This window comes from Bordetella sp. MIP270_01_BMS, from assembly GCF_054958705.1.
In genome coordinates, this window is record NZ_CM143297.1 from 1,410,313 (window position 1) to 1,427,885 (window position 17,573).

The 17,573-nt window shown below is 65.8% G+C and carries 16 protein-coding genes; 4 read left to right on the plus strand and 12 right to left on the minus strand.

The window, feature by feature from the left end; all coding sequences use genetic code 11:
• Positions 1–12: 12 nt before the first annotated feature.
• The 9 genes from ACV17W_RS06515 to ACV17W_RS06555 form a co-directional block, all read right to left on the minus strand.
• The gene (locus ACV17W_RS06515; RefSeq protein ID WP_462595607.1) at positions 13–1,392 is read right to left on the minus strand and encodes a 4Fe-4S binding protein; all 1,380 of its coding nucleotides are present in this window, start codon (positions 1,390–1,392) and stop codon (positions 13–15) included.
• Positions 1,393–1,450: 58 nt separating this feature from the next.
• The gene (locus ACV17W_RS06520) at positions 1,451–2,284 is read right to left on the minus strand and encodes an FTR1 family iron permease (RefSeq protein WP_462595608.1); all 834 of its coding nucleotides are present in this window, start codon (positions 2,282–2,284) and stop codon (positions 1,451–1,453) included.
• A 12-nt stretch (positions 2,285–2,296) separates the two neighbouring features.
• On the minus strand, positions 2,297–2,644 hold the full coding sequence (locus tag ACV17W_RS06525) for a cupredoxin domain-containing protein (protein ID WP_462595609.1): 348 nt from the start codon (positions 2,642–2,644) through the stop codon (positions 2,297–2,299).
• A 2-nt stretch (positions 2,645–2,646) separates the two neighbouring features.
• Positions 2,647–3,183: an iron transporter gene (locus ACV17W_RS06530; RefSeq protein ID WP_462595611.1), complete on the minus strand. Its 537-nt coding sequence runs from the start codon at positions 3,181–3,183 to the stop codon at positions 2,647–2,649.
• A gap of 154 nt (positions 3,184–3,337) precedes the next feature.
• The gene (phaR, locus tag ACV17W_RS06535; RefSeq protein WP_462595612.1) at positions 3,338–3,907 is read right to left on the minus strand and encodes a polyhydroxyalkanoate synthesis repressor PhaR; all 570 of its coding nucleotides are present in this window, start codon (positions 3,905–3,907) and stop codon (positions 3,338–3,340) included.
• A gap of 92 nt (positions 3,908–3,999) precedes the next feature.
• Positions 4,000–4,737: an acetoacetyl-CoA reductase gene (gene phbB, locus ACV17W_RS06540; RefSeq protein WP_462595613.1), complete on the minus strand. Its 738-nt coding sequence runs from the start codon at positions 4,735–4,737 to the stop codon at positions 4,000–4,002.
• Between the two features lie 67 nt (positions 4,738–4,804).
• Complete coding sequence (locus tag ACV17W_RS06545; RefSeq protein WP_462595614.1) at positions 4,805–6,430, minus strand: PHA/PHB synthase family protein; 1,626 nt, start codon at positions 6,428–6,430, stop codon at positions 4,805–4,807.
• Between the two features lie 167 nt (positions 6,431–6,597).
• Complete coding sequence (gene pgeF / locus ACV17W_RS06550; RefSeq protein ID WP_462595615.1) at positions 6,598–7,359, minus strand: peptidoglycan editing factor PgeF; 762 nt, start codon at positions 7,357–7,359, stop codon at positions 6,598–6,600.
• Positions 7,347–8,321 carry an RluA family pseudouridine synthase gene (locus tag ACV17W_RS06555; RefSeq protein WP_462595616.1) on the minus strand — a complete coding sequence of 325 codons (975 nt, stop codon included), beginning with the start codon at positions 8,319–8,321 and terminating at the stop codon, positions 7,347–7,349. The genes pgeF and ACV17W_RS06555 overlap by 13 nt, the downstream gene beginning before the upstream one ends.
• Before the next feature lie 105 nt (positions 8,322–8,426).
• Here ACV17W_RS06555 and ACV17W_RS06560 point away from each other — a divergent pair, with 105 nt between their 5' ends.
• Positions 8,427–9,221, plus strand: a complete 795-nt coding sequence (locus tag ACV17W_RS06560; protein ID WP_462596488.1) for an outer membrane protein assembly factor BamD — start codon at positions 8,427–8,429, stop codon at positions 9,219–9,221.
• Between the two features lie 86 nt (positions 9,222–9,307).
• Here the strand turns inward: ACV17W_RS06560 and ACV17W_RS06565 are convergent, their stop codons facing one another.
• Entirely contained in the window at positions 9,308–11,395 is a 2,088-nt protein-coding gene (locus ACV17W_RS06565) for an ATP-dependent DNA helicase (protein ID WP_462595617.1), read from the minus strand.
• Positions 11,396–11,533: 138 nt separating this feature from the next.
• Between ACV17W_RS06565 and tex the strand changes: the two genes are divergently transcribed.
• Both tex and ACV17W_RS06575 read left to right on the plus strand, forming a co-directional pair.
• Positions 11,534–13,900 (plus strand): RNA-binding transcriptional accessory protein Tex, encoded by a 2,367-nt coding sequence (tex, locus tag ACV17W_RS06570; protein ID WP_462595618.1) that lies wholly within the window; start codon positions 11,534–11,536, stop codon positions 13,898–13,900.
• Positions 13,901–14,012: 112 nt separating this feature from the next.
• A complete protein-coding gene (locus ACV17W_RS06575) occupies positions 14,013–14,486 on the plus strand; it encodes a BON domain-containing protein (RefSeq protein WP_462595619.1) in 474 nt (157 codons plus the stop codon).
• 125 nt (positions 14,487–14,611) lie between these two features.
• Here the strand turns inward: ACV17W_RS06575 and ACV17W_RS06580 are convergent, their stop codons facing one another.
• On the minus strand, positions 14,612–15,325 hold the full coding sequence (locus ACV17W_RS06580; protein WP_462595620.1) for an ArsR/SmtB family transcription factor: 714 nt from the start codon (positions 15,323–15,325) through the stop codon (positions 14,612–14,614).
• Between the two features lie 307 nt (positions 15,326–15,632).
• On the opposite strand from ACV17W_RS06580, the gene ACV17W_RS06585 reads away from it, so the two are divergent.
• The gene (locus tag ACV17W_RS06585; protein WP_462595621.1) at positions 15,633–16,139 is read left to right on the plus strand and encodes a hypothetical protein; all 507 of its coding nucleotides are present in this window, start codon (positions 15,633–15,635) and stop codon (positions 16,137–16,139) included.
• A 9-nt stretch (positions 16,140–16,148) separates the two neighbouring features.
• Here the strand turns inward: ACV17W_RS06585 and ACV17W_RS06590 are convergent, their stop codons facing one another.
• The gene (locus ACV17W_RS06590) at positions 16,149–17,492 is read right to left on the minus strand and encodes a tryptophan--tRNA ligase (protein WP_462595622.1); all 1,344 of its coding nucleotides are present in this window, start codon (positions 17,490–17,492) and stop codon (positions 16,149–16,151) included.
• Positions 17,493–17,573 lie beyond the last annotated feature (81 nt).

Consider the following 17,573-nt stretch of genomic DNA (forward strand, 5'->3'; position numbering starts at 1 on the left):
GCGTCACGCCATCTACCAGACTGCGAAAAACAGCACCCATGCGATGCACAGGGGCACCAGCCCCAAGGCCACAAGCAGCCAGGCCCCCAATCTGCGCAGCCATGACACAGCGCGCTGATCCAGCAGGCGCCAGCCCAGTCGCAGCGACCATGCCACCGCCAGCGTCAGCAAGACAAAGCGAGCAGGATCGGCCCACGACGTCGACACGCCTTCGTGGCCAAGCAAGTTCACGGTAGTGGCCGACAGGCCGAGGAACACCCCCACGCCTGCTACCGGAATGAACGCCTGCGCGAGCTTGTGCAGGCCGCCCGCCCGCGCTTCGGAAGCAGCGCAAGGCGCAAGGCGGTTGGCCGCCCATAATGCGGCGTACGCCGCGCCCCCGACGAAGAGCGTGGAGCCGGCGACGAACAACAGAATGCCGGCGCCGTCCAGCCAGGAAAAGCTGTCGTTCATTTCGGGATAGTGGGTCAGGATGAACCACGGCGCGTTGTCGAGCAGGGGCCAGAGGATGTCGTGTTCGACCAGCCACGTGGCCGCGGCTTGTTTCAGCGTCACGAACCATGGGCTGGCGCTCCAGAGGAAGGCGCCGATGGCCACGCCCATCAGGCCAAAGCAGATCAACGCGGTCTGCCAGCCGTCGCCCGTTGCCACGTGCAGGATCTCGGTTTCCGGCGAGCGCGGCGTCAGCGCGATGGCGCCTCGGTAACCGCTGCATCGCCCGCATACATGGCAGTCGCCCGCGCCTTGCATGTGGCGCAGCGGCACGAGCGGCGCGCAATTGACGGGCTCGATGCGTATCACCGGATGGCGCCAGGCTTGCTCGTCCACCTTGAAATGCCATGGAGCCAGCTTGGCAAGCAGGTTGAACACGCCATTCACGGGGCACAGGTACTTGCACCACACGCGCTTGCTGCGTCCGTAGCGCCATCCCACCACGATGGCGGCCAGGGTGGAGCCCCCGAGCACCGCCAGGACCGCCAACGGGTATTGGTACACACTGACCAGCTGCCCATAGATGGTAGTGATGGCGAAGGCGACGAACGGCCAGCCACCCCAACGCATCCATTTTGGAATCGAGCGTCCCTGGCCGCGTTCGCTCGCCCATTCGGTCAGCATGCCCTCCGGGCAAAGCCAGCCGCACCAGGCGCGTCCCAGCAACGGGATGGACACCAGCACGAAGGGCCACCATATTCCCCAGAAGGCGAACTGCGCGATGACCGTAAGATTGTTGAACACCGACGCCGTGGAACCGGGCAGCGGCAGCAGTGGGGGCACGATGAGCAGGAACGCATACACGCACACGACGCCCCATTGCAGCCGGCGCAGCAGCGCGGCGTGGTCGCGCAGGAAATCAGCAAAGCGGACGGCGTAGCGCCCGAGTACGGCTGTCATGATCAACCTTCACCAACCGAGGCCGGCGCGGATGCCTGCCCTTGAAACCGGGAACGGGTCATGCCGGCACCGGGGCAACGGCCGTACGCCCGGCGCGCCGCAGCAGGTGCCACGCCAAGCCCCAATAGGCCAGCCACAGCAGCAACGAAGTCAGCGCGGGATAGGCACGGTAACCGGCGAAATCGGCCAGCACCTTGCCCACGCCGCGGCTGTCGTCGAGCAGGCCCGAGCTGTCCCAGACCGGATCGATGAGGGTGGGCAACACGCCCAGGGAAATCAGGCGATCGAGCCCGCCGACGAGCAGCGCGCCCGCCAGCAGCAGCAGCAGGACCTCGGTCAGGCGGAAAAAACTGCGCCAGGTGATGAGCCTTCCGCCCAATTGCAGCAGCCAGAAAGTGAGCAGCGCGATGGCGAAGCCGGCGACCCCGGCCAATGCCAGCAGGGCGACGTCAGCGCCCTGCCCCGCAGCGACGCTGCCATACACGAACACGACGGTTTCGCTGCCTTCCCGAGCCACGGCAATCGCCACCAGCATCAGCAGGCCCCACCAGTTGTCCTGGGCCACCGACGCGCTGGCCCCCGCCCGCAGCTCGGCCCCGAGCGTGCGACCGTGGCGCCTCATCCAGACCACCATCTGCAGCACCAGACCGCAGGCCACCAGTGACATGCCAGCCTGGAACCACTCCTGGCCTTCATCGCTGAGCCATGACGACACGCCCAGCAGCACCAGCGCCAGGGCTACGGCCAAGGCCAGGCCGCACGCCACGCCTCCCCATAGATAGGGCAGGCCGCGCCGCCCGCCGGGGCTGGCGCCCAGCCAGGAATACAGAATGCCCACGATGAGAAGGGCTTCGACACTTTCGCGCCAAACGATGAAAAGTACCTGTTCCATGTAGACGCCGTATCAGTCTTTGGGTAGCACCACCAGCGTGCCGCGCACGTTCTGGTGGAAGTCGTCGAAGAATGGATATTCGCCGGGCCGCGAGATGGTGATCACGACGAACGAGCGGACGCCCGGACCCATGACCTTCTCTTTGCGCAAAGGGATGCTTTCGAATTCGACGGGCTCGTGGCTTTCATTGACGAGCTCGATCTTGAAGCGGCCCGCCGGCACCTCGAGCCTGGCCGGTTCGAAGGTGCCGTCGGGCTTGAACGCAAGCCTGAACGTGGGCAGTTCGGCTCTGGCCGGACCGGCCAGCAGCGCGCTGGCGCATAGCACCAAGACCCCCAGCCGTGCACGGCGCCCGCGCACGATCAGTAACCGCCCTTCTTGCCCGTGCCGGCGTACACGAACTCGTACTCAAGGCTGAATGGCTCGAACCAGGGGCCCACACCCGTTTCTTTATCGGTGTGGCGACCGAAATGGCTCATCTTGTCGTGCCCGGGCGGCAGGATGGTGTACTTCAGCTTGTATTTGCCCGGCCCCTCGAGCTTGACGTTGTCGCCATAATGCGGCCCGTCGTTGGCAACCATGGGCATGAACGTACCCTGGTCTACCTTGGCGCTGCCGGACTTCTGGATTTCGTACTTCACGACCAGGTACGGCACCCATTCGCCTTCGGGGAAACCCGTTTTATTGTCGGCCGTGGCGTGGATGTCGGCCTCGAGGTGCACGTCGGAATCTTTGGCCGGACGCATCATGCCCGGCGGGTCCATTTCGATCGGCTGCAGATAGACCGCGCCGATTTCCATGCCGCCCTTCTGGGTGGGTTCGCCGATGGGATATTCGAGGGCCAGTGCAGTGCCCGACAAAGTCAGGCCTGCGGCCAGCGCCAGGACGTTTTTCAGCATAGGTGGAGCCTTGAGAAACAGAAGAAGAAAAAACGGCGCCCTAAACAAGAACCGTTTTCATTACTGTATCTCGAACCCCCTGACAGGCTCCTGACATATCGCAAGCCGCGCAATTATTGCGTGGCCGGGCGCTGGCGCAGCGCCCCTGCAAGGCCTATTTGCGGTTGCCGCCCGGCGCGCCGCCCGCTTGGGTAAACGGAAAGCTGGAGAACATGGCGCGTGTCTGATCCTGCATCTGGTCCTGCATCTGCACGAACAGGTTTTTGCTTTGATCGATGTAGTTGTTCATCATGTTCTGCAGCATGGGCGTTTGCACGTTCATGAACTGCGCCCAGGCTTCGGGGCCGAACTGGCTGCCGTACAGGCCCTTAGACTGCTCGGCCATGCGCTGCTGGATTTCCATGAATGCCTGGATGTTCTTTTCCAGGTACGACCCCATGATGCCCTGCATGGCATGGCCATAGAAGCGGATGATCTGCGACAGCATGTTCGAAGAAAACATGGGCATGCCGCCACTTTCTTCTTCAAGAATGATCTGCAGCAGGATGCTCCGGGTGAGATCGTCGCCGCTCTTGGCGTCGACCACCTGGAACTCTTCATTGGCCAGCACCAGCTGCTTGACGTCGGCCAAGGTGATGTAGGTGCTGGTCTGCGTATCGTACAGCCGACGGTTGGGGTACTTTTTAATGAGGCGTAGGCTGGCGCCGGGTTGTGCTTGCGTCATGGTGTTCCCCGAGATCGGGCGATCTCTTTAGCTTTGAAGTATTACAAGTGTAAGCCGGAAAGACTGCCTGGCGCCTTTCCGGGCGTTGATCGTCAGCCCATGTGCAGGCCACCATTGAGCGAAAAATCGGCACCGGTCGCAAAGCCCGATTCATCCGAGGCGAGCCACGACGTCATCGAGGCGATTTCTTCGGGCGTGCCCAGTCGCCGCACCGGTATGGTGGCCACGATTTTCTCAAGCACATCCGGGCGGATGGCACGCACCATGTCGGTACCGATGTACCCCGGCGATATGGTATTGACCGTAACGCCCTTGCTGGCCACTTCCTGGGCCAGCGCCATGGTGAAACCATGAATGCCCGCCTTCGCCGTGGAATAGTTGGTTTGCCCGAACTGGCCCTTCTGGCCGTTCACCGAACTGATGTTGACGATGCGGCCCCATTGGCGCTCGACCATGCCGTCGATGACTTGCTTGGTGACGTTGAACAGGCTGTTGAGGTTGGTGTCGATCACGGCCCGCCAATCGTCGGCCGTCATCTTGCGGAACAGCCCGTCGCGCGTGATGCCTGCGTTGTTGACGAGTACGTCGACGGGGCCCAGTTCACGGGTGACCCGTTCGAATGCGGCCACGGTGGAATCCCAATCGGACACATTGCCCACCGAGGCATGGAAGGTATACCCCTGGGCTGCCTGCTCGTCGATCCATTGCTGATAATTCCGGCTGGGGCCGCATCCGGCCACCACGCGAAAGCCGTCCTTGGCAAGCCGGCGGCATATCGCCGTGCCGATGCCGCCCATGCCGCCCGTGACGTATGCCAGTTTTCCGCTCATGTGACTTCCTCCTGCGCGCTGGGCGCGTCGATACTGCTTTGATGCTTCGGCCCGACCCAGGTGACTGCTAGGTGGCCCGAACTTTCACATAACTGCCCGGTGCGGGCTGCAACGGGCGATAACTTGCATTGCCGATCCGTGCATTGGCCTTGCGCCGGGCTCCTGCATGCCCGGCGAGCCACTTGGCCCAATCCGGCCACCAGCTGCCCGGGTGCTCCCGGGCGCGCGCCAGCCAGGCCGACGGATCGCCCGGCAAGGCCGTGTTTTCGTCAAGCGTCCAGTAGCTGCGCTTGCCGGAAGCGGGCGGATTGACGACGCCGGCAATGTGGCCGGAGGCGCCAAGCACGAAGCGGCGCGGCCCACGCAGCAATTGCGTGGATGCATAGGCGGAAGCCCAGGGCACGATGTGGTCTTCGCGCGACCCGTACAGGTACGCCGGCATGTCGAGCAAGGTCAGGTCGAGAGGAACGCCGGCAGCTTGCGCGCGCCCGGGAACCTTGAGGTTGTTTTCAAGGTACGTGTTGCGGAAGTACCAGGTGAAGAAAGGCCCGGGCAGATTGGTGCTGTCGCCGTTCCAGAAGAGCAGGTCGAAAGGTGGCGGCGTCTGACCCTTGAGATAGTTGCCCACCACGTAGTTCCAGACCAGCTCATTGGGGCGCAGAAACGCGAAAGTCGTGGCCAGGTCGCGGGCCGCCATGAGCCCGCCCTGCCCCAGCTGGCGATCGCGCATCTGGGCGTGGGCCTCGTCGACGAACACCTGCAGTACACCGGTATCGTGGAAATCGAGCATCGCCGTCAGCAGGGTAAGCGAGGCCACCGGGCGTTCGCCGCGCGCATGCGCCAGCGCCAGCGCCGACGCCAGCATGGTGCCGCCCACGCAGAAACCCAGCGCGTTCACCTGCGGCTGGCGGGTGATGTCGCTGGCCACCTGCAGGGCCTTGAGCACGGCATCGTCCAGGTATTGCGACCAGGTCGCCTTGTCGATCTCGTCGGTGTCGGTTGCCAGCGGATTGCGCCACGAGATCATGAAGACCGTGTGGCCCTGTTCGACGGCATAGCGCACCAGCGAGTTCGCGGGTTGCAGGTCGAGTATGTAGTACTTGTTGATATTGGGCGGCACGATCACCAGGGGCCGCTGGTGCACGGTGGCGGTCTGCGGTGCGTACTGGATCAGCTGGAAGAGCGGATTCTGGAACACCACCTCGCCCGGTGTGGTGGCGACATTGCGGCCGATCTCGAACTGGCTTTCGTCGGTATGGCTGATGCGCCCCTTGCGCAGATCGTTGCAGAGGTTGGCCATGCCGTCGGCCAGTGCGCGTCCCGCTGTATCGATGACCGCCTGCTGCGCGTCAGGGTTGAGCGCCAGGAAGTTGGAAGGCGACAGCGCGTCGACCCACTGCATGACGGAAAAGCGCAGGCGGCTGCGCATGGATTCGCTGACTTGCGCGGCTTCGACCATGCGCGTGAGCACGCGTGCGGACAACAGGTAAGCGTGCGCAAGAAGGGTGTGCTGGCTGCTGGCGGCCCATGCCTGCCCGCGGAAACGCCGGTCGGGCGGAGGGGCGAGCACGCCGCGCTGTGATTCATTGCAGATTCGCAGCCAGTCGCGCGCGAACTCGGCCTGGATGTCTGCCAGGACGTCCGGCGCCACGCTGACCGGAACGGGCCATGCAGAGGGAAGAGGGGCGTTCACTTCGACACCATTTTATTGTCGGGCACGGGGCTGTGCAGCGCTCGGAACCCGGCGTTGATACTGCGCGACAGCCCGATGTTGCATGGCCGCACAGGGGACTGTCAATGCGGGTATACAAGGATAACGCCGCGCGCAAGACAGCCGATCGTGCGGCGCAATGCGACGCCCTATTCGCGCCACGCCAAGAGCGCCATGCGCCCGGTGACGCCGTCGCGGCGATACGAGAAAAAGCGCTGGGGATCGGACACGGTGCAAAGACCGCAGGCGTGCATGTCTTCAACACCAGCGCGATGCAGGCGCATCGACGCCAGCGCCGGCAAATCGGCCAGCCATTTGCCGGGGTGTCCCATCCGCGGCGCGAAATGCGCACGGGCCGGTTCATCGTGGGCGGTGAAGGCCTGGAGCACATCTGCCCCCACCTCGAACGCCGTGGGGCCGATGCCTGGACCCACCCACGCTCGCCAGCCGCGCGCCTCCGGCGCCTTGGCCCGCAGCCGTTGCAGCGTGTTCTCGAGCACGCCGGCTGCCAGGCCCCGCCAGCCTGCATGTGCAACGCCCACGACCTGGCCATCGAAATCAGTGAGCACCACCGGCAGGCAGTCGGAGACCAGCACTGCCAGCACCCGTCCGGTTGCAGCCGTGACGCTGGCGTCGGCGGCCGGCTCGTCGGGAAGGGGATGATCGGCGTCGACGACCTCGGCGCCATGAACCTGGCGCAACCACAGCGGCGCGCCCGGAACGGCGGCTCGCACACGGTTGCGGTTCTGTTGCACGACAGCGGGATCGTCGCCGGCGCGCGGCCCAAGGTTGAGCGTGTCATGGGGCGGCACACCCACGCCGCCCGCGCGCGTCGTGCAGAAATAGCGCACGCCCGGCCACTGCGGGCCTGTGACCACGGGCAGGCCCTGCGGAAGATTCATTCGGTCCATTGCACAGTTTCCTGTACCTGCAGCATATCGTCGGGCACGCGGGCGGCGAAATCCAGCCCGCCCCGGCCGCCCGGATCGTCGAAATGCAGGGCGCGTGCGTGCAGCATCTGGCGCGCAGCCCCTGCGATGGGACGGCCGCCGTACAGCGTGTCGGCCAGCAGGGGATGGCCCAGGCTGGCCAGATGCACGCGAATCTGGTGGGTACGGCCGGTTTCCAGACGGCAGACCACCTCGGCGAGGGGCTCGCCCTGCGGCGCCTTGCCCCGGCGCGCCGGGGCGTAGTGCGTAACGGCCGGCTTGGGCGCAATGGGACGTTCGACGCTCATGCGCACCGGCACGCGCGCATCGCGCCCGATGGGCCGGTCGACCCGGCCGGACCCGGACGGCCAGCCATGCACCAGTGCCAGGTATTCTCGCCCCATGGCGCGCGCCTGCAATTGGCGCACCAGGTGGGTTTGCGCCAATTCATTGCGTGCCACCACCATCAGTCCGGATGTATCCTTGTCGAGCCGATGCACGATTCCGGCCCGTGCCACGCGCGCCAGTTCGGGGTAGCGATGCAGCAAGCCGTTGAGCAGGGTGCCATGCCAATTGCCGGCCCCGGGATGCGTAACCAGCCCGGCCGGCTTGTTGACCACGATCCAGTCCGGGCTTTCGTCGACCACGATGAAATGCACCGGCTCGGGGGCGAACGCCAGGCTTTCGGGGGCCGGTTGCTCCCAGACCGCCAGCACGTCGCCCGGGCCCACCACCTGGCGCACCTTGGCCGGCGCACCATTGACCTGCACCCAGCCGGCCTCGATCCAGCCCTGCAGGCGGCTGCGGGAATGCCCGTCCAGCAGGGCCGCCAGGACTTTATCGAGGCGGTCGGCGCGGGTGCCGGCGGGCACCGTTATGAACTGGGGTTCGTCGTCCGCCGCAAGGCCGGCGCTGGGGGCGGCTAAGGCGTCTGTATGGGACATGTAGACAAATCATATAATTCAGCGTGCCATCCTAACACCAAGGAAACCCATCCCGTGATTTTCCGCACCGCTGCACATTCGAACCGCCCTGCCCGCGGATGGCCCCTGCGCGCTGCCATCGCGCTGACTGTCGCCCTGGTCGTCGCCGGCTGCAGCGGCACGGGCCAGAAGTACGACAAGACCGCCGGCTGGAGCGCCGAGCAGTTGTATGCCGATGCCAAGGCCGAAACGGCAGCGGGCGCCTGGAACGAGGCGCGCGAACGCCTGACGGCCATCGAAAGCCGCTACCCGTTCGGCGTATATGCCCAGCAGGCCCTGATCGACCTGGCATACGTCAACTGGAAAGACGGCGAAAACGAACAGGCGCTGGCCGCCATCGACCGCTTCCAGCAGATGTACCCCAATCACCCGGGCACCGACTACATGCTGTACCTGAAGGGGCTGATCAATTTCACGCCGGCCAGCGCCTTCATGAGCAACCTCACCGGCCAGGATCCGGCAGAGCGCGACCCCAAGGGTCTGCGGGCGTCTTACGACGCTTTCAACGAGCTCATCAAGCGCTACCCGGCCAGCAAGTACACGCCCGACGCCGAAAAGCGCGTGACCTGGCTGGTCAATGCCATCGCCATGAATGAAGTCTACGTGGCGCGCTATTACTATGAGCGCGGCGCTTACGTGGCGGCGGCCAATCGGGCCCAGACGGTCATTACCGACTTCGAGGGCGCCCCCGCGTCCGAGCAAGCCTTGGCGATCATGGTGGCCTCGTACGACAAGCTGGGCATGACCGACCTGAAGAACGACGCCCAGCGCGTCCTTCAGACCAACTATCCCGACAGTACAGTCAGCGACAAGGCGCTGCTGTCCGACAAGAGCTGGTGGAACCCCTTCTCCTGGAAATAAGCGGCACGCATGCCTGATGGCTGCCCCGGCAGGACTTGCACAGTCGGGCGGCCGGGGTGCCCGCACCGTGCCGGCACACAGGCGCGTCAGGCTTCGCCGGCCTCGCGTCGCGCATAGAACGCCAGCACTTCGTTCAGATCGCGCGTGCGTGAAAACGGCGGCAGGCCGCGCCAGAGGCGCTTGCCATAGGGTTTCTCGACCAGGCGCGCGTCGCCAACCATCAACACCCCCCAGTCGCGCTCGGTGCGGATCAGCCGACCGGCGCCCTGCTTCAGCGAAATAGCGGCTTCCGGCAACTGGTATTCGGCAAACGGGTTTCCGCCGCGCACGCGGCAGGCACGCAGCCGCGCCTCGATGACCGGATCATCGGGCGGCGCGAAGGGCAGCTTGTCGATAGCCACCAGCGTCAGGACATCGCCCGGCAGATCGATGCCTTCCCAGAAGCTGGCGCTGCCTACCAGGACGGGATGCTGCAGCCGGGCAAAACGCTCGAGCAAGTCGCGCCGGGTCGCGTCGCCCTGCTTGAGCAGCGGCCAGTCATGCTCACGTTCTTCGAACTCTGCCGCCAGCAGGGACGCAACCCGGTCGACCGCGCGCAGAGTCGTGCACAACACCAGTGTGCCCCCCGGACTGGCTTCCAGCAACGGCAGCAGCGTCTGCACGAAACGCTCGGCGTACTGCGGCGATTGCGGCTCGGGCATGTCGCGCGGCACGAACAATAGCCCATGACGGGTATAGTCGAATGGCGATTCCCAACGGCCGGTGCGCGCGTCATCCAGGCCCAGCTGGCTCGTGAAGTGGCGGAATTCGCCCTGCACCGACAGGGTGGCGGAAGTCAGTATCCAAGACTGGCCGGGCTTGCGAAACCGCGAAAAAACCTGCGCGACAGAAAGCGGAGCCGAATGCAACCTGACATGGTGCAGACCATGCTCGACCCAGCGCACTGCGGGCCCGGTGTAGTCGGTGACGGCCTCCGCGGCCTGCAGCAACGCCTGCGGCAGGGCGGCAGAGCCGGCGTCGTCGGAACCGGGGGCGTTGATGTCGCGGCCCCAGCCTTCGTCGTCGGCGTCGGCGCTGCGGTTGCGAGCCGGCGTCGACCAGCGGGCGAGCCGCAATACGATCTCGGCGCCTGAGCGCGCGGCCGCCGCGAGGTCGGGATGTTTCTCGGCCACTGCGGCCACCGCCCGGGTTGCCGCCTCCACGGCCTGGCGCAGCTCTTGCAACGCGGCGTCGAATTGCGCCGCGTCGGGCATGGCTTCGAATGTCGCTTTGCGGCCTGGCACTTTGTCGAGCGGCGCGCAGACCAGCCGCAATTCGCGCGCGGCAGTCTCTACCTGGCGGCTGACGTCGCTCCATTTTGCGGCTTCACGTGCATAAGCCAGGCCGGCGGCTTCGATCGCGCGGCTGAAATCGAGCAGCTGATGCGTGGACACGCTGCTGCCCAGGAACCGGGTCGCCGTATCGGGCAACTGGTGCGCTTCATCGAAAATGACGGTGTCGGCCTCGGGCAACAGGTCGGTGACGCCCTCTTCACGCAATACCAGGTCGGCCATGAACAACGCATGGTTGACTACCACCACTTCCGCCTCCTGGGCCTGGCGGCGGGCTTTCACGACAAAGCAGTCGCGGATGCGCGGACATTCCTGGCCCAGGCAGTTCTCGCGGGTGGAGGTCACGCGTTGCCAGATGTCGGCATCTTCGGGCACCTTGCCCAGGTCCGCGCGGTCGCCGGTTTTCGAGATGCCCGCGAAAACCTGGATCTGCCGCAGTTGCGATATTTCGGCGCGTGACTTCAGCGCACGTTCGTCGCCCTGCAGCCGGTCGAGGTGGTAATGGCAGACATAGTTGGCGCGCCCCTTGAGCAGCGCGGCCGTCACCGGGGCCGCCAGGGCGGCCCGCACCCGCGGCAGGTCGCGCGTGTACAACTGGTCTTGCAGGGTGCGTGTGCCGGTCGAGATGATGACTTTGCCGCCCGCCACAATGGCCGGCACCAGGTAGGCCCAGGTCTTGCCGATGCCGGTGCCGGCTTCGGCGACCAGCGTGGCGCGGTCGGTAATGGCGCTGGCTATGGCCTGTGCCAGTTCCACCTGCGCGGGCCGTGGCACATAGCCAGGCAACGCCGCAGCCAGCGGGCCATCGGCGGCGAAAAATTCGGAAACATCCAGGTCCAGCATGGGAGGGGCGCGCGGTGAAGTGGCCCAAATGATACCCTGGCCGTCGGCCTGACCGTGCCCGAAATGCCCCCGCCACGGATGGGCCACCCCCCCAATGTGGCAAAATCCGCCCGTTGTTTTCCCTTTGCAGCCGTAGAAATGTCCGAGACTTCCGCCATCACGAGCGCCGCATCCAGCGTCGACCACGCCCGCATTCTTGCCCAGCTTGCCAGCGAGCTGGGCAGCCGTCCGTCGCAAATTGCCGCCGCTGTCGAGCTGCTTGACGACGGTGCGACGGTTCCCTTCATCGCACGCTATCGCAAAGAAGCCACGGGAGGTCTCGACGACACCGTATTGCGCAACCTGGAAGTCCGTCTGGGCTACCTGCGGGAACTCGAAGAGCGCCGCGGCGCCATTCTTGAATCGGTTTCGCAGCAGGGCAAGCTGACGCCCGAGCTGCAGCAGGAGATCGCTTCCGCCGATACCAAGCAGCGTCTTGAAGACCTGTACGCGCCGTACAAGCCCAAGCGCCGCACGCGCGCGCAGATTGCGCGCGAAGCCGGCCTGGAACCCCTGGCCGACGCCATCCTGGCCGACCCGGCCTGCGACCCTGCAACGCTTGCCGCCCAATACTTGAACGCGGAAGCCTCCATCAGCGACGCCAAGGCCGCGCTGGACGGCGCGCGCGACATCCTGGCCGAGCGCTACGCCGAAAACGCCGACCTGCTTGCGGACATGCGCGAGTACCTGTGGTCTACCGGCCTGCTCTATTCCAAAGTCGCCGAGGGCAAGGAAACCGAAGGCGCCAACTTCCGCGACTGGTTCGACTTCAATGAACCGCTGCGCACCCTGCCCTCGCACCGCATCCTGGCCTTGCTGCGTGGCCGCCAGCAAGGCGTGCTGGAACTGCGCCTGGGTCTTGAGGCCGAGCTCGAAGCACAAACGCCGCACCCCTGCGTGGCGCGCATCGCCAGCTTCTTGAAACTGGGCCAGGGTTTGTTCGCGATCGACGCCGCGCCGCGCGAGCGCTGGCTGAGCGAAGTGTGCCGCTGGACCTGGCGCGTCAAGCTGCTGACCGCTTTCGAAACCGAATTGATCGGCCGCCTGCGTGAAAGCGGTGAAGCCGAAGCCATACGCGTGTTCGCGGCCAACCTGAAAGACCTGCTGCTGGCAGCGCCCGCGGGCCCCAAGGTCGTGCTGGGCCTCGATCCCGGCATACGCACTGGCTGCAAGGTGGCTGTCATCGATCGCACCGGCAAGGTCGTCGACACGGCCACTGTGTACCCGTTCGAGCCGCGCCGCGACCGCGAAGGCACGATCGCCACGCTGGCCGCGCTGGCCGCACGCCACCAGGTCGAACTGGTGGCCATAGGCAACGGCACGGCGTCGCGCGAAAGCGAGAAACTGGTCGGCGACCTGATGAGCCAGTATCCCGATCTGAAGCTCACGCGTGTCGTGGTTTCCGAAGCCGGCGCGTCGGTTTATTCCGCATCGGAAGCCGCTGCCCAGGAATTTCCGGATCTCGACGTGACACTGCGCGGGGCCGTATCGATTGCCCGCCGTCTGCAGGATCCCCTGGCCGAGCTGGTGAAGATCGATCCCAAGGCCATCGGTGTGGGTCAATACCAGCACGACGTCAACCAGCGTGAACTCGCGCGGTCGCTGGATGCGGTGGTCGAGGACTGCGTGAACGCCGTCGGCGTGGACGTCAACACGGCCTCGGCCGCGCTGCTCGCGCGCGTCTCCGGCCTGAATTCTTCACTGGCCAAGAATATCGTGGCGTGGCGTGACGAGCATGGCGCCTTCCCCGCCCGCGACGTGTTGCGCAAAGTGCCGCGCTTCGGTGAAAAAGCCTTTGAACAGGCTGCCGGATTCCTGCGCATTCCGAATGGGTCAAACCCGCTCGATGCATCGGCGGTGCACCCGGAAGCCTATCCGGTGGTGGAACGCATCGTTGCCAGGATCAAGGCCGACGTACAGCAGATCATCGGGCAGCGCGACGCGCTCAAAGGCGTATCGCCCGCCGATTTCACCGACGACCGTTTCGGGCTGCCCACCGTGCGCGACATCTTCGCCGAACTCGAGAAGCCCGGACGCGATCCTCGGCCCGAGTTCAAGACGGCGCAGTTCAAAGAAGGCGTCGAAACGCTGAACGACCTGTATCCCGGCATGGTGCTCGAGGGCGTGGTCACCAATGTGGCCAACTTCGGCGCGTTCGTCGACATCGGGGTGCACCAGGACGGCCTGGTGCATATCTCGGCCCTGGCCGAGAAATTCGTGAAAGATCCGCGCGATGTCGTGCGCGTCGGACAGACAGTGACCGTCAAGGTGCTCGAGGTCGACGCGGCGCGCAAGCGCGTGGCGCTGACCATGCGGCTGAACGACACGGCGCAGCCCGCACGCCGCAGCGCCGCCGATGCCCCCCGTGGCGCCGCGCGTCCCGCAGGACGCCGCCCCCAGCCCGACGCGCGGGCCGAACCTCGCAACAATGCCATGGCCGAAGCGTTCGCCCGCCTGAAGCGCTGACCCGCCGCCGCGCCGGGCACGCCCCGGGTCAGGCACATCACTTGCGCTGCCGCTTCACGCCGGCCGGGCCATGCGGCCCGGCCATCCACGGCCTGACTCGCGGAGGACACAAGTGACTATCCTGAATCGAATTGCCACGCTGGCGCTGGGCGCCGCGGCGATGTACTACTTCGACCCTGAATCGGGACGGCGCCGGCGCGCCCGGCTGTGCGATCAGCTAAACGCCATGCGCAATGATGCCGCCGATTGCCTGCTGGCCGACGGCAAGCGTGCCGCCGACCACGTGCGCGGACTCACCGCTGCCGCCCGCAGCAGCATGGGGCTGGACGACAGGCCCGCCACCGACCACCAGCTGGGCGAACGCGTACGCGCCCAGCTGGGGCGCCTGGTAAGCCACCCCGGCGCCATTACGGTGACGGTGCACGCCGGCGATGTGACCCTGAGCGGCCACATTCTTGCCGCGGAACACGAGGCGCTGGTGACGGCCGTGCGCGCCATGACGGGCGTCCGACGCCTGGATGACCGCCTGCAGGTGCACGACAGCGCGGGCAATATCCCGGAACTGCAAGGCGGCAGCCCGTCCTGACGCCTTGCTGACCGGCCGCCCGCCCCAGCGGGACGTCACCGAGGGCGGCCGGTTGCGCTGCAAGCTGCCGGCGCGGTAAATCTTGCGGCCGCCGGTAGATCTTGCCGAGCCTCGCGGCGGCGCCCTCACGCAGCCAGCGGCAGCGCCGTCGGCTCGATTCCCATGTGCTGGCCCAGCCATGCCCAGCCGCTGGCCGTGACGCGCAATACGCGACTGCCCTCTGCTTGCCGCAGCAATTGTCGCTGACATAATGACGCCAGCAAGGCCACCGCGAGAGGCCCGCCCAGGTGATGACGGCGCTCGGTGCAATCCAGGCAGGGCCTCACCAGGCCGCGCCGGGTCGGTGCAATCGCGTCCACGTCGACGCCGGCCGCCCTGAACCAGGCCGCTCCCGCCGGCGTCAATTCATACCGCCGGTCGGGCGCCGGCAGCAGGAATTCGCGCTCCTGCATTGCATCGGCCATGGCAACGGCCAGTCGTCCGGCCAGATGGTCGTAGCAACGGCGGCAAAAGTGAAACTCCCGGGCTGTAGGGCTGAGCACCGGGCGGCGACGGGCAGGCGGCTCAGGCTGCAATGCCGCGAGGCTTTCGAGGGTCTGCGCCACATGGGGCCCGGCCAACCGGTAATAGCGATGCCGGCCCTGGGTCTCCATCTCGAGCAGGCCACCCTCTCGCAGCTTGGCCAAGTGCGCGCTGGCCGTCTGCGCAGTGACGCCAGCGCAGCGGGCGAGCTCGCCGGCCGCGAGCGCCCTGCCGTCGAGCAGGGCCGCCAGCATGGCGGCGCGGGCGTGGTCGGCCAGCAAGAATGCAATGGGGGCGAAACCGGGCTGGTAGCTCAAGGCATGCTCCTGTGATGGGCGCACTATAGGCCAATGTCACCGGCCTATGTTTCGGTCCGCGTCGAACTGCGCCTCCCATGCGCGCCGGGCGCACCGGCGCAAGCCCCGTCGCCCGGGGGTTATCCCTACGCAAGGGGCCTGAAAAAAAGCACCCCCGCCACCGAGAATTTAAGCGAAAATATCTGTTTGTATCAAAACAATAAAATCGACCGGACCGCTCGGTGGCTTGTAGCCCCATGTTGCGGTCGATCGCCTGCCGCCCGGCCGGCGTGGCCTGTCGGGCCCTTCCGTTGGAGATACTTCCGCCATGCGCAGCAACACCCTCGAGCTCGCCGCCAACGCGTCGCAAATCGTCAACGCCGGCAACGCCACCCCTGCCGGAACCTATGGCGAAATCACCCTGGGGCAATATGCGCACCTGACAATCGATGGCGTAGAGATCGCGGCCGAACTGATCACGCTGGAGCGCCTGGGCACGCGGACGATCGAGTTGCTCAATGGCGCCAGGCTGCACGTGGGCGCGCTGGGCTTCGCGAGCATGGGCGCCAGTATCACCTACCGTATCGGCGCGCAGTGCTCGGTGGTGTTCGACGCGAGCCAATGGGACCCGGAAGTGGTCGCCAATACGACTTTCGAATTCGCCAGCCGGGGCAGCGGCACGCTGAAGTATTTTCCCTTCATCAACCCCGAGTGGCTGGAATGCCCGCATGTCGTGGGCTACACCGAGGGCGATACGCTTGAAATTGCCGGCCAGGGCAACGTGCCGCGCTTTCAGGTACAGGGCGGCCGCATCGTCGCCACGGCCGCCCGCTAGCGCAATACGCTAGCCGGCCAGGCTGGCCAGCGCCGAGCGGGTCAGCGCGAGCTGGGTATCACGCTGGGCTTCATCGGCCGCCATCGGCCCTTGGGCCACGGTGGCGCCATCGACGATGGCGACATAAGCCAACCCCTGGGGCTGCAGCATGTCGTCGGCCAGTCCGGCCAGCAGGCGCTGCAGCAGCGCGCCCGCTTCCTTGGGATTGGCATACCCCTGGGACCTCAGCAACTCCTGGCCGTCGGCACCGATCAGGCGGAACCGGAAAGTGCCGTCATCGTCGCGGAAGCTGACGAATCGCGCCGCCTTGCCGGGTTTCTTCGCGGCCGTCTTGGCCGCCACCTGCGCCGCCGCGCGCAGGCCGACTGCCTGGCGCAGTTCCTGCATGAACGGCACGGCCAGTTTGCGCGCTTTCTGTGCGCCAGCCTGCAGAATGTCTTCAATGCGGTCCGGGTGGGCCATCAGGTCTTCATAGCGCTCGCGCAAGGGCGCCAGATCGCGCTCCAGCCGATCGCACAATGCCTGCTTGGCATCGCCCCAGCCCATGCCGTCTTCGAGCTGCGCGCGGAATTCCGCGGACTCTGCAGGCGTGGCAAACGCCCGGTAGATGGTGTACAGGTGGGAAGATTCGGCGTCTTTGGGTTCGCCCGGCTGCCGCGAGTCGGTCACGATGCGCATCACCGCGGCGCGCAGGGCCTTGCTGCCACCCTCGAACAGCGGAATGGTGTTGTTGTAGCTCTTGGACATCTTGCGCCCGTCCAGTCCGGGCAAGGTCGCGACCTCTTCCTCGATCACGACATCGGGCAGCACGAAGTACTCGCGTCCATAAAGATGGTTGAACCGCTGTGCGATATCGCGCGCCATTTCCAGATGCTGGATCTGGTCACGACCCACCGGCACCTTGTGCGCGTTGAACATCAGGATGTCGGCCGCCATCAGTATCGGGTACGAGAACAGCCCCATGTTGATGCCGTCATCGGGCTCGACACCCTTGGCGTTGTTCTGGTCTACCGCCGCCTTGTAGGCATGCGCCCGGTTCATCAGGCCCTTGGCCGTCACGCACGTCAACAGCCAGCACAGCTCGGGTATCTCGGGCACGTCGGACTGGCGATAGAAAGTCACGCGGTCGGGATCCAGCCCCCCGGCCAGCCAGGTCGCGGCGATTTCCAGGCGCGAACTGGCCACGCGGGCCGGATCGTCGCACTTGATCAGCGCGTGGTAATCGGCCATGAAATAGAACGCGTCGGTGCCTGGCTGGAAACTGGCGGCGATGGCCGGGCGAATGGCGCCAGCATAGTTGCCGAGGTGGGGGGTGCCGGATGTGGTGATGCCGGTTAGAACGCGCGTACTCATGAGACGACGATGATGGGTTGCAGAGAATTCCGCAGTGTAGCGCGTCGCCGAGGGCCGCGCGGGCAGCTTGCCGCCCCGCCA

Coding starts and splice junctions, on each gene's coding strand:
- ACV17W_RS06565 (WP_462595617.1), bottom strand. CDS start 11,395: ATGCTGGACCTGGATGTTTCCGAATTTTTCGCCGCCGATGGCCCGCTG.
- pgeF (WP_462595615.1), bottom strand. CDS start 7,359: ATGGACCGAATGAATCTTCCGCAGGGCCTGCCCGTGGTCACAGGCCCG.
- phbB (WP_462595613.1), bottom strand. CDS start 4,737: ATGAGCGGAAAACTGGCATACGTCACGGGCGGCATGGGCGGCATCGGC.
- ACV17W_RS06515 (WP_462595607.1), bottom strand. CDS start 1,392: ATGACAGCCGTACTCGGGCGCTACGCCGTCCGCTTTGCTGATTTCCTG.
- ACV17W_RS06555 (WP_462595616.1), bottom strand. CDS start 8,321: ATGTCCCATACAGACGCCTTAGCCGCCCCCAGCGCCGGCCTTGCGGCG.
- ACV17W_RS06530 (WP_462595611.1), bottom strand. CDS start 3,183: ATGCTGAAAAACGTCCTGGCGCTGGCCGCAGGCCTGACTTTGTCGGGC.
- ACV17W_RS06585 (WP_462595621.1), top strand. CDS start 15,633: ATGCGCAGCAACACCCTCGAGCTCGCCGCCAACGCGTCGCAAATCGTC.
- ACV17W_RS06590 (WP_462595622.1), bottom strand. CDS start 17,492: ATGAGTACGCGCGTTCTAACCGGCATCACCACATCCGGCACCCCCCAC.
- phaR (WP_462595612.1), bottom strand. CDS start 3,907: ATGACGCAAGCACAACCCGGCGCCAGCCTACGCCTCATTAAAAAGTAC.
- tex (WP_462595618.1), top strand. CDS start 11,534: ATGTCCGAGACTTCCGCCATCACGAGCGCCGCATCCAGCGTCGACCAC.
- ACV17W_RS06520 (WP_462595608.1), bottom strand. CDS start 2,284: ATGGAACAGGTACTTTTCATCGTTTGGCGCGAAAGTGTCGAAGCCCTT.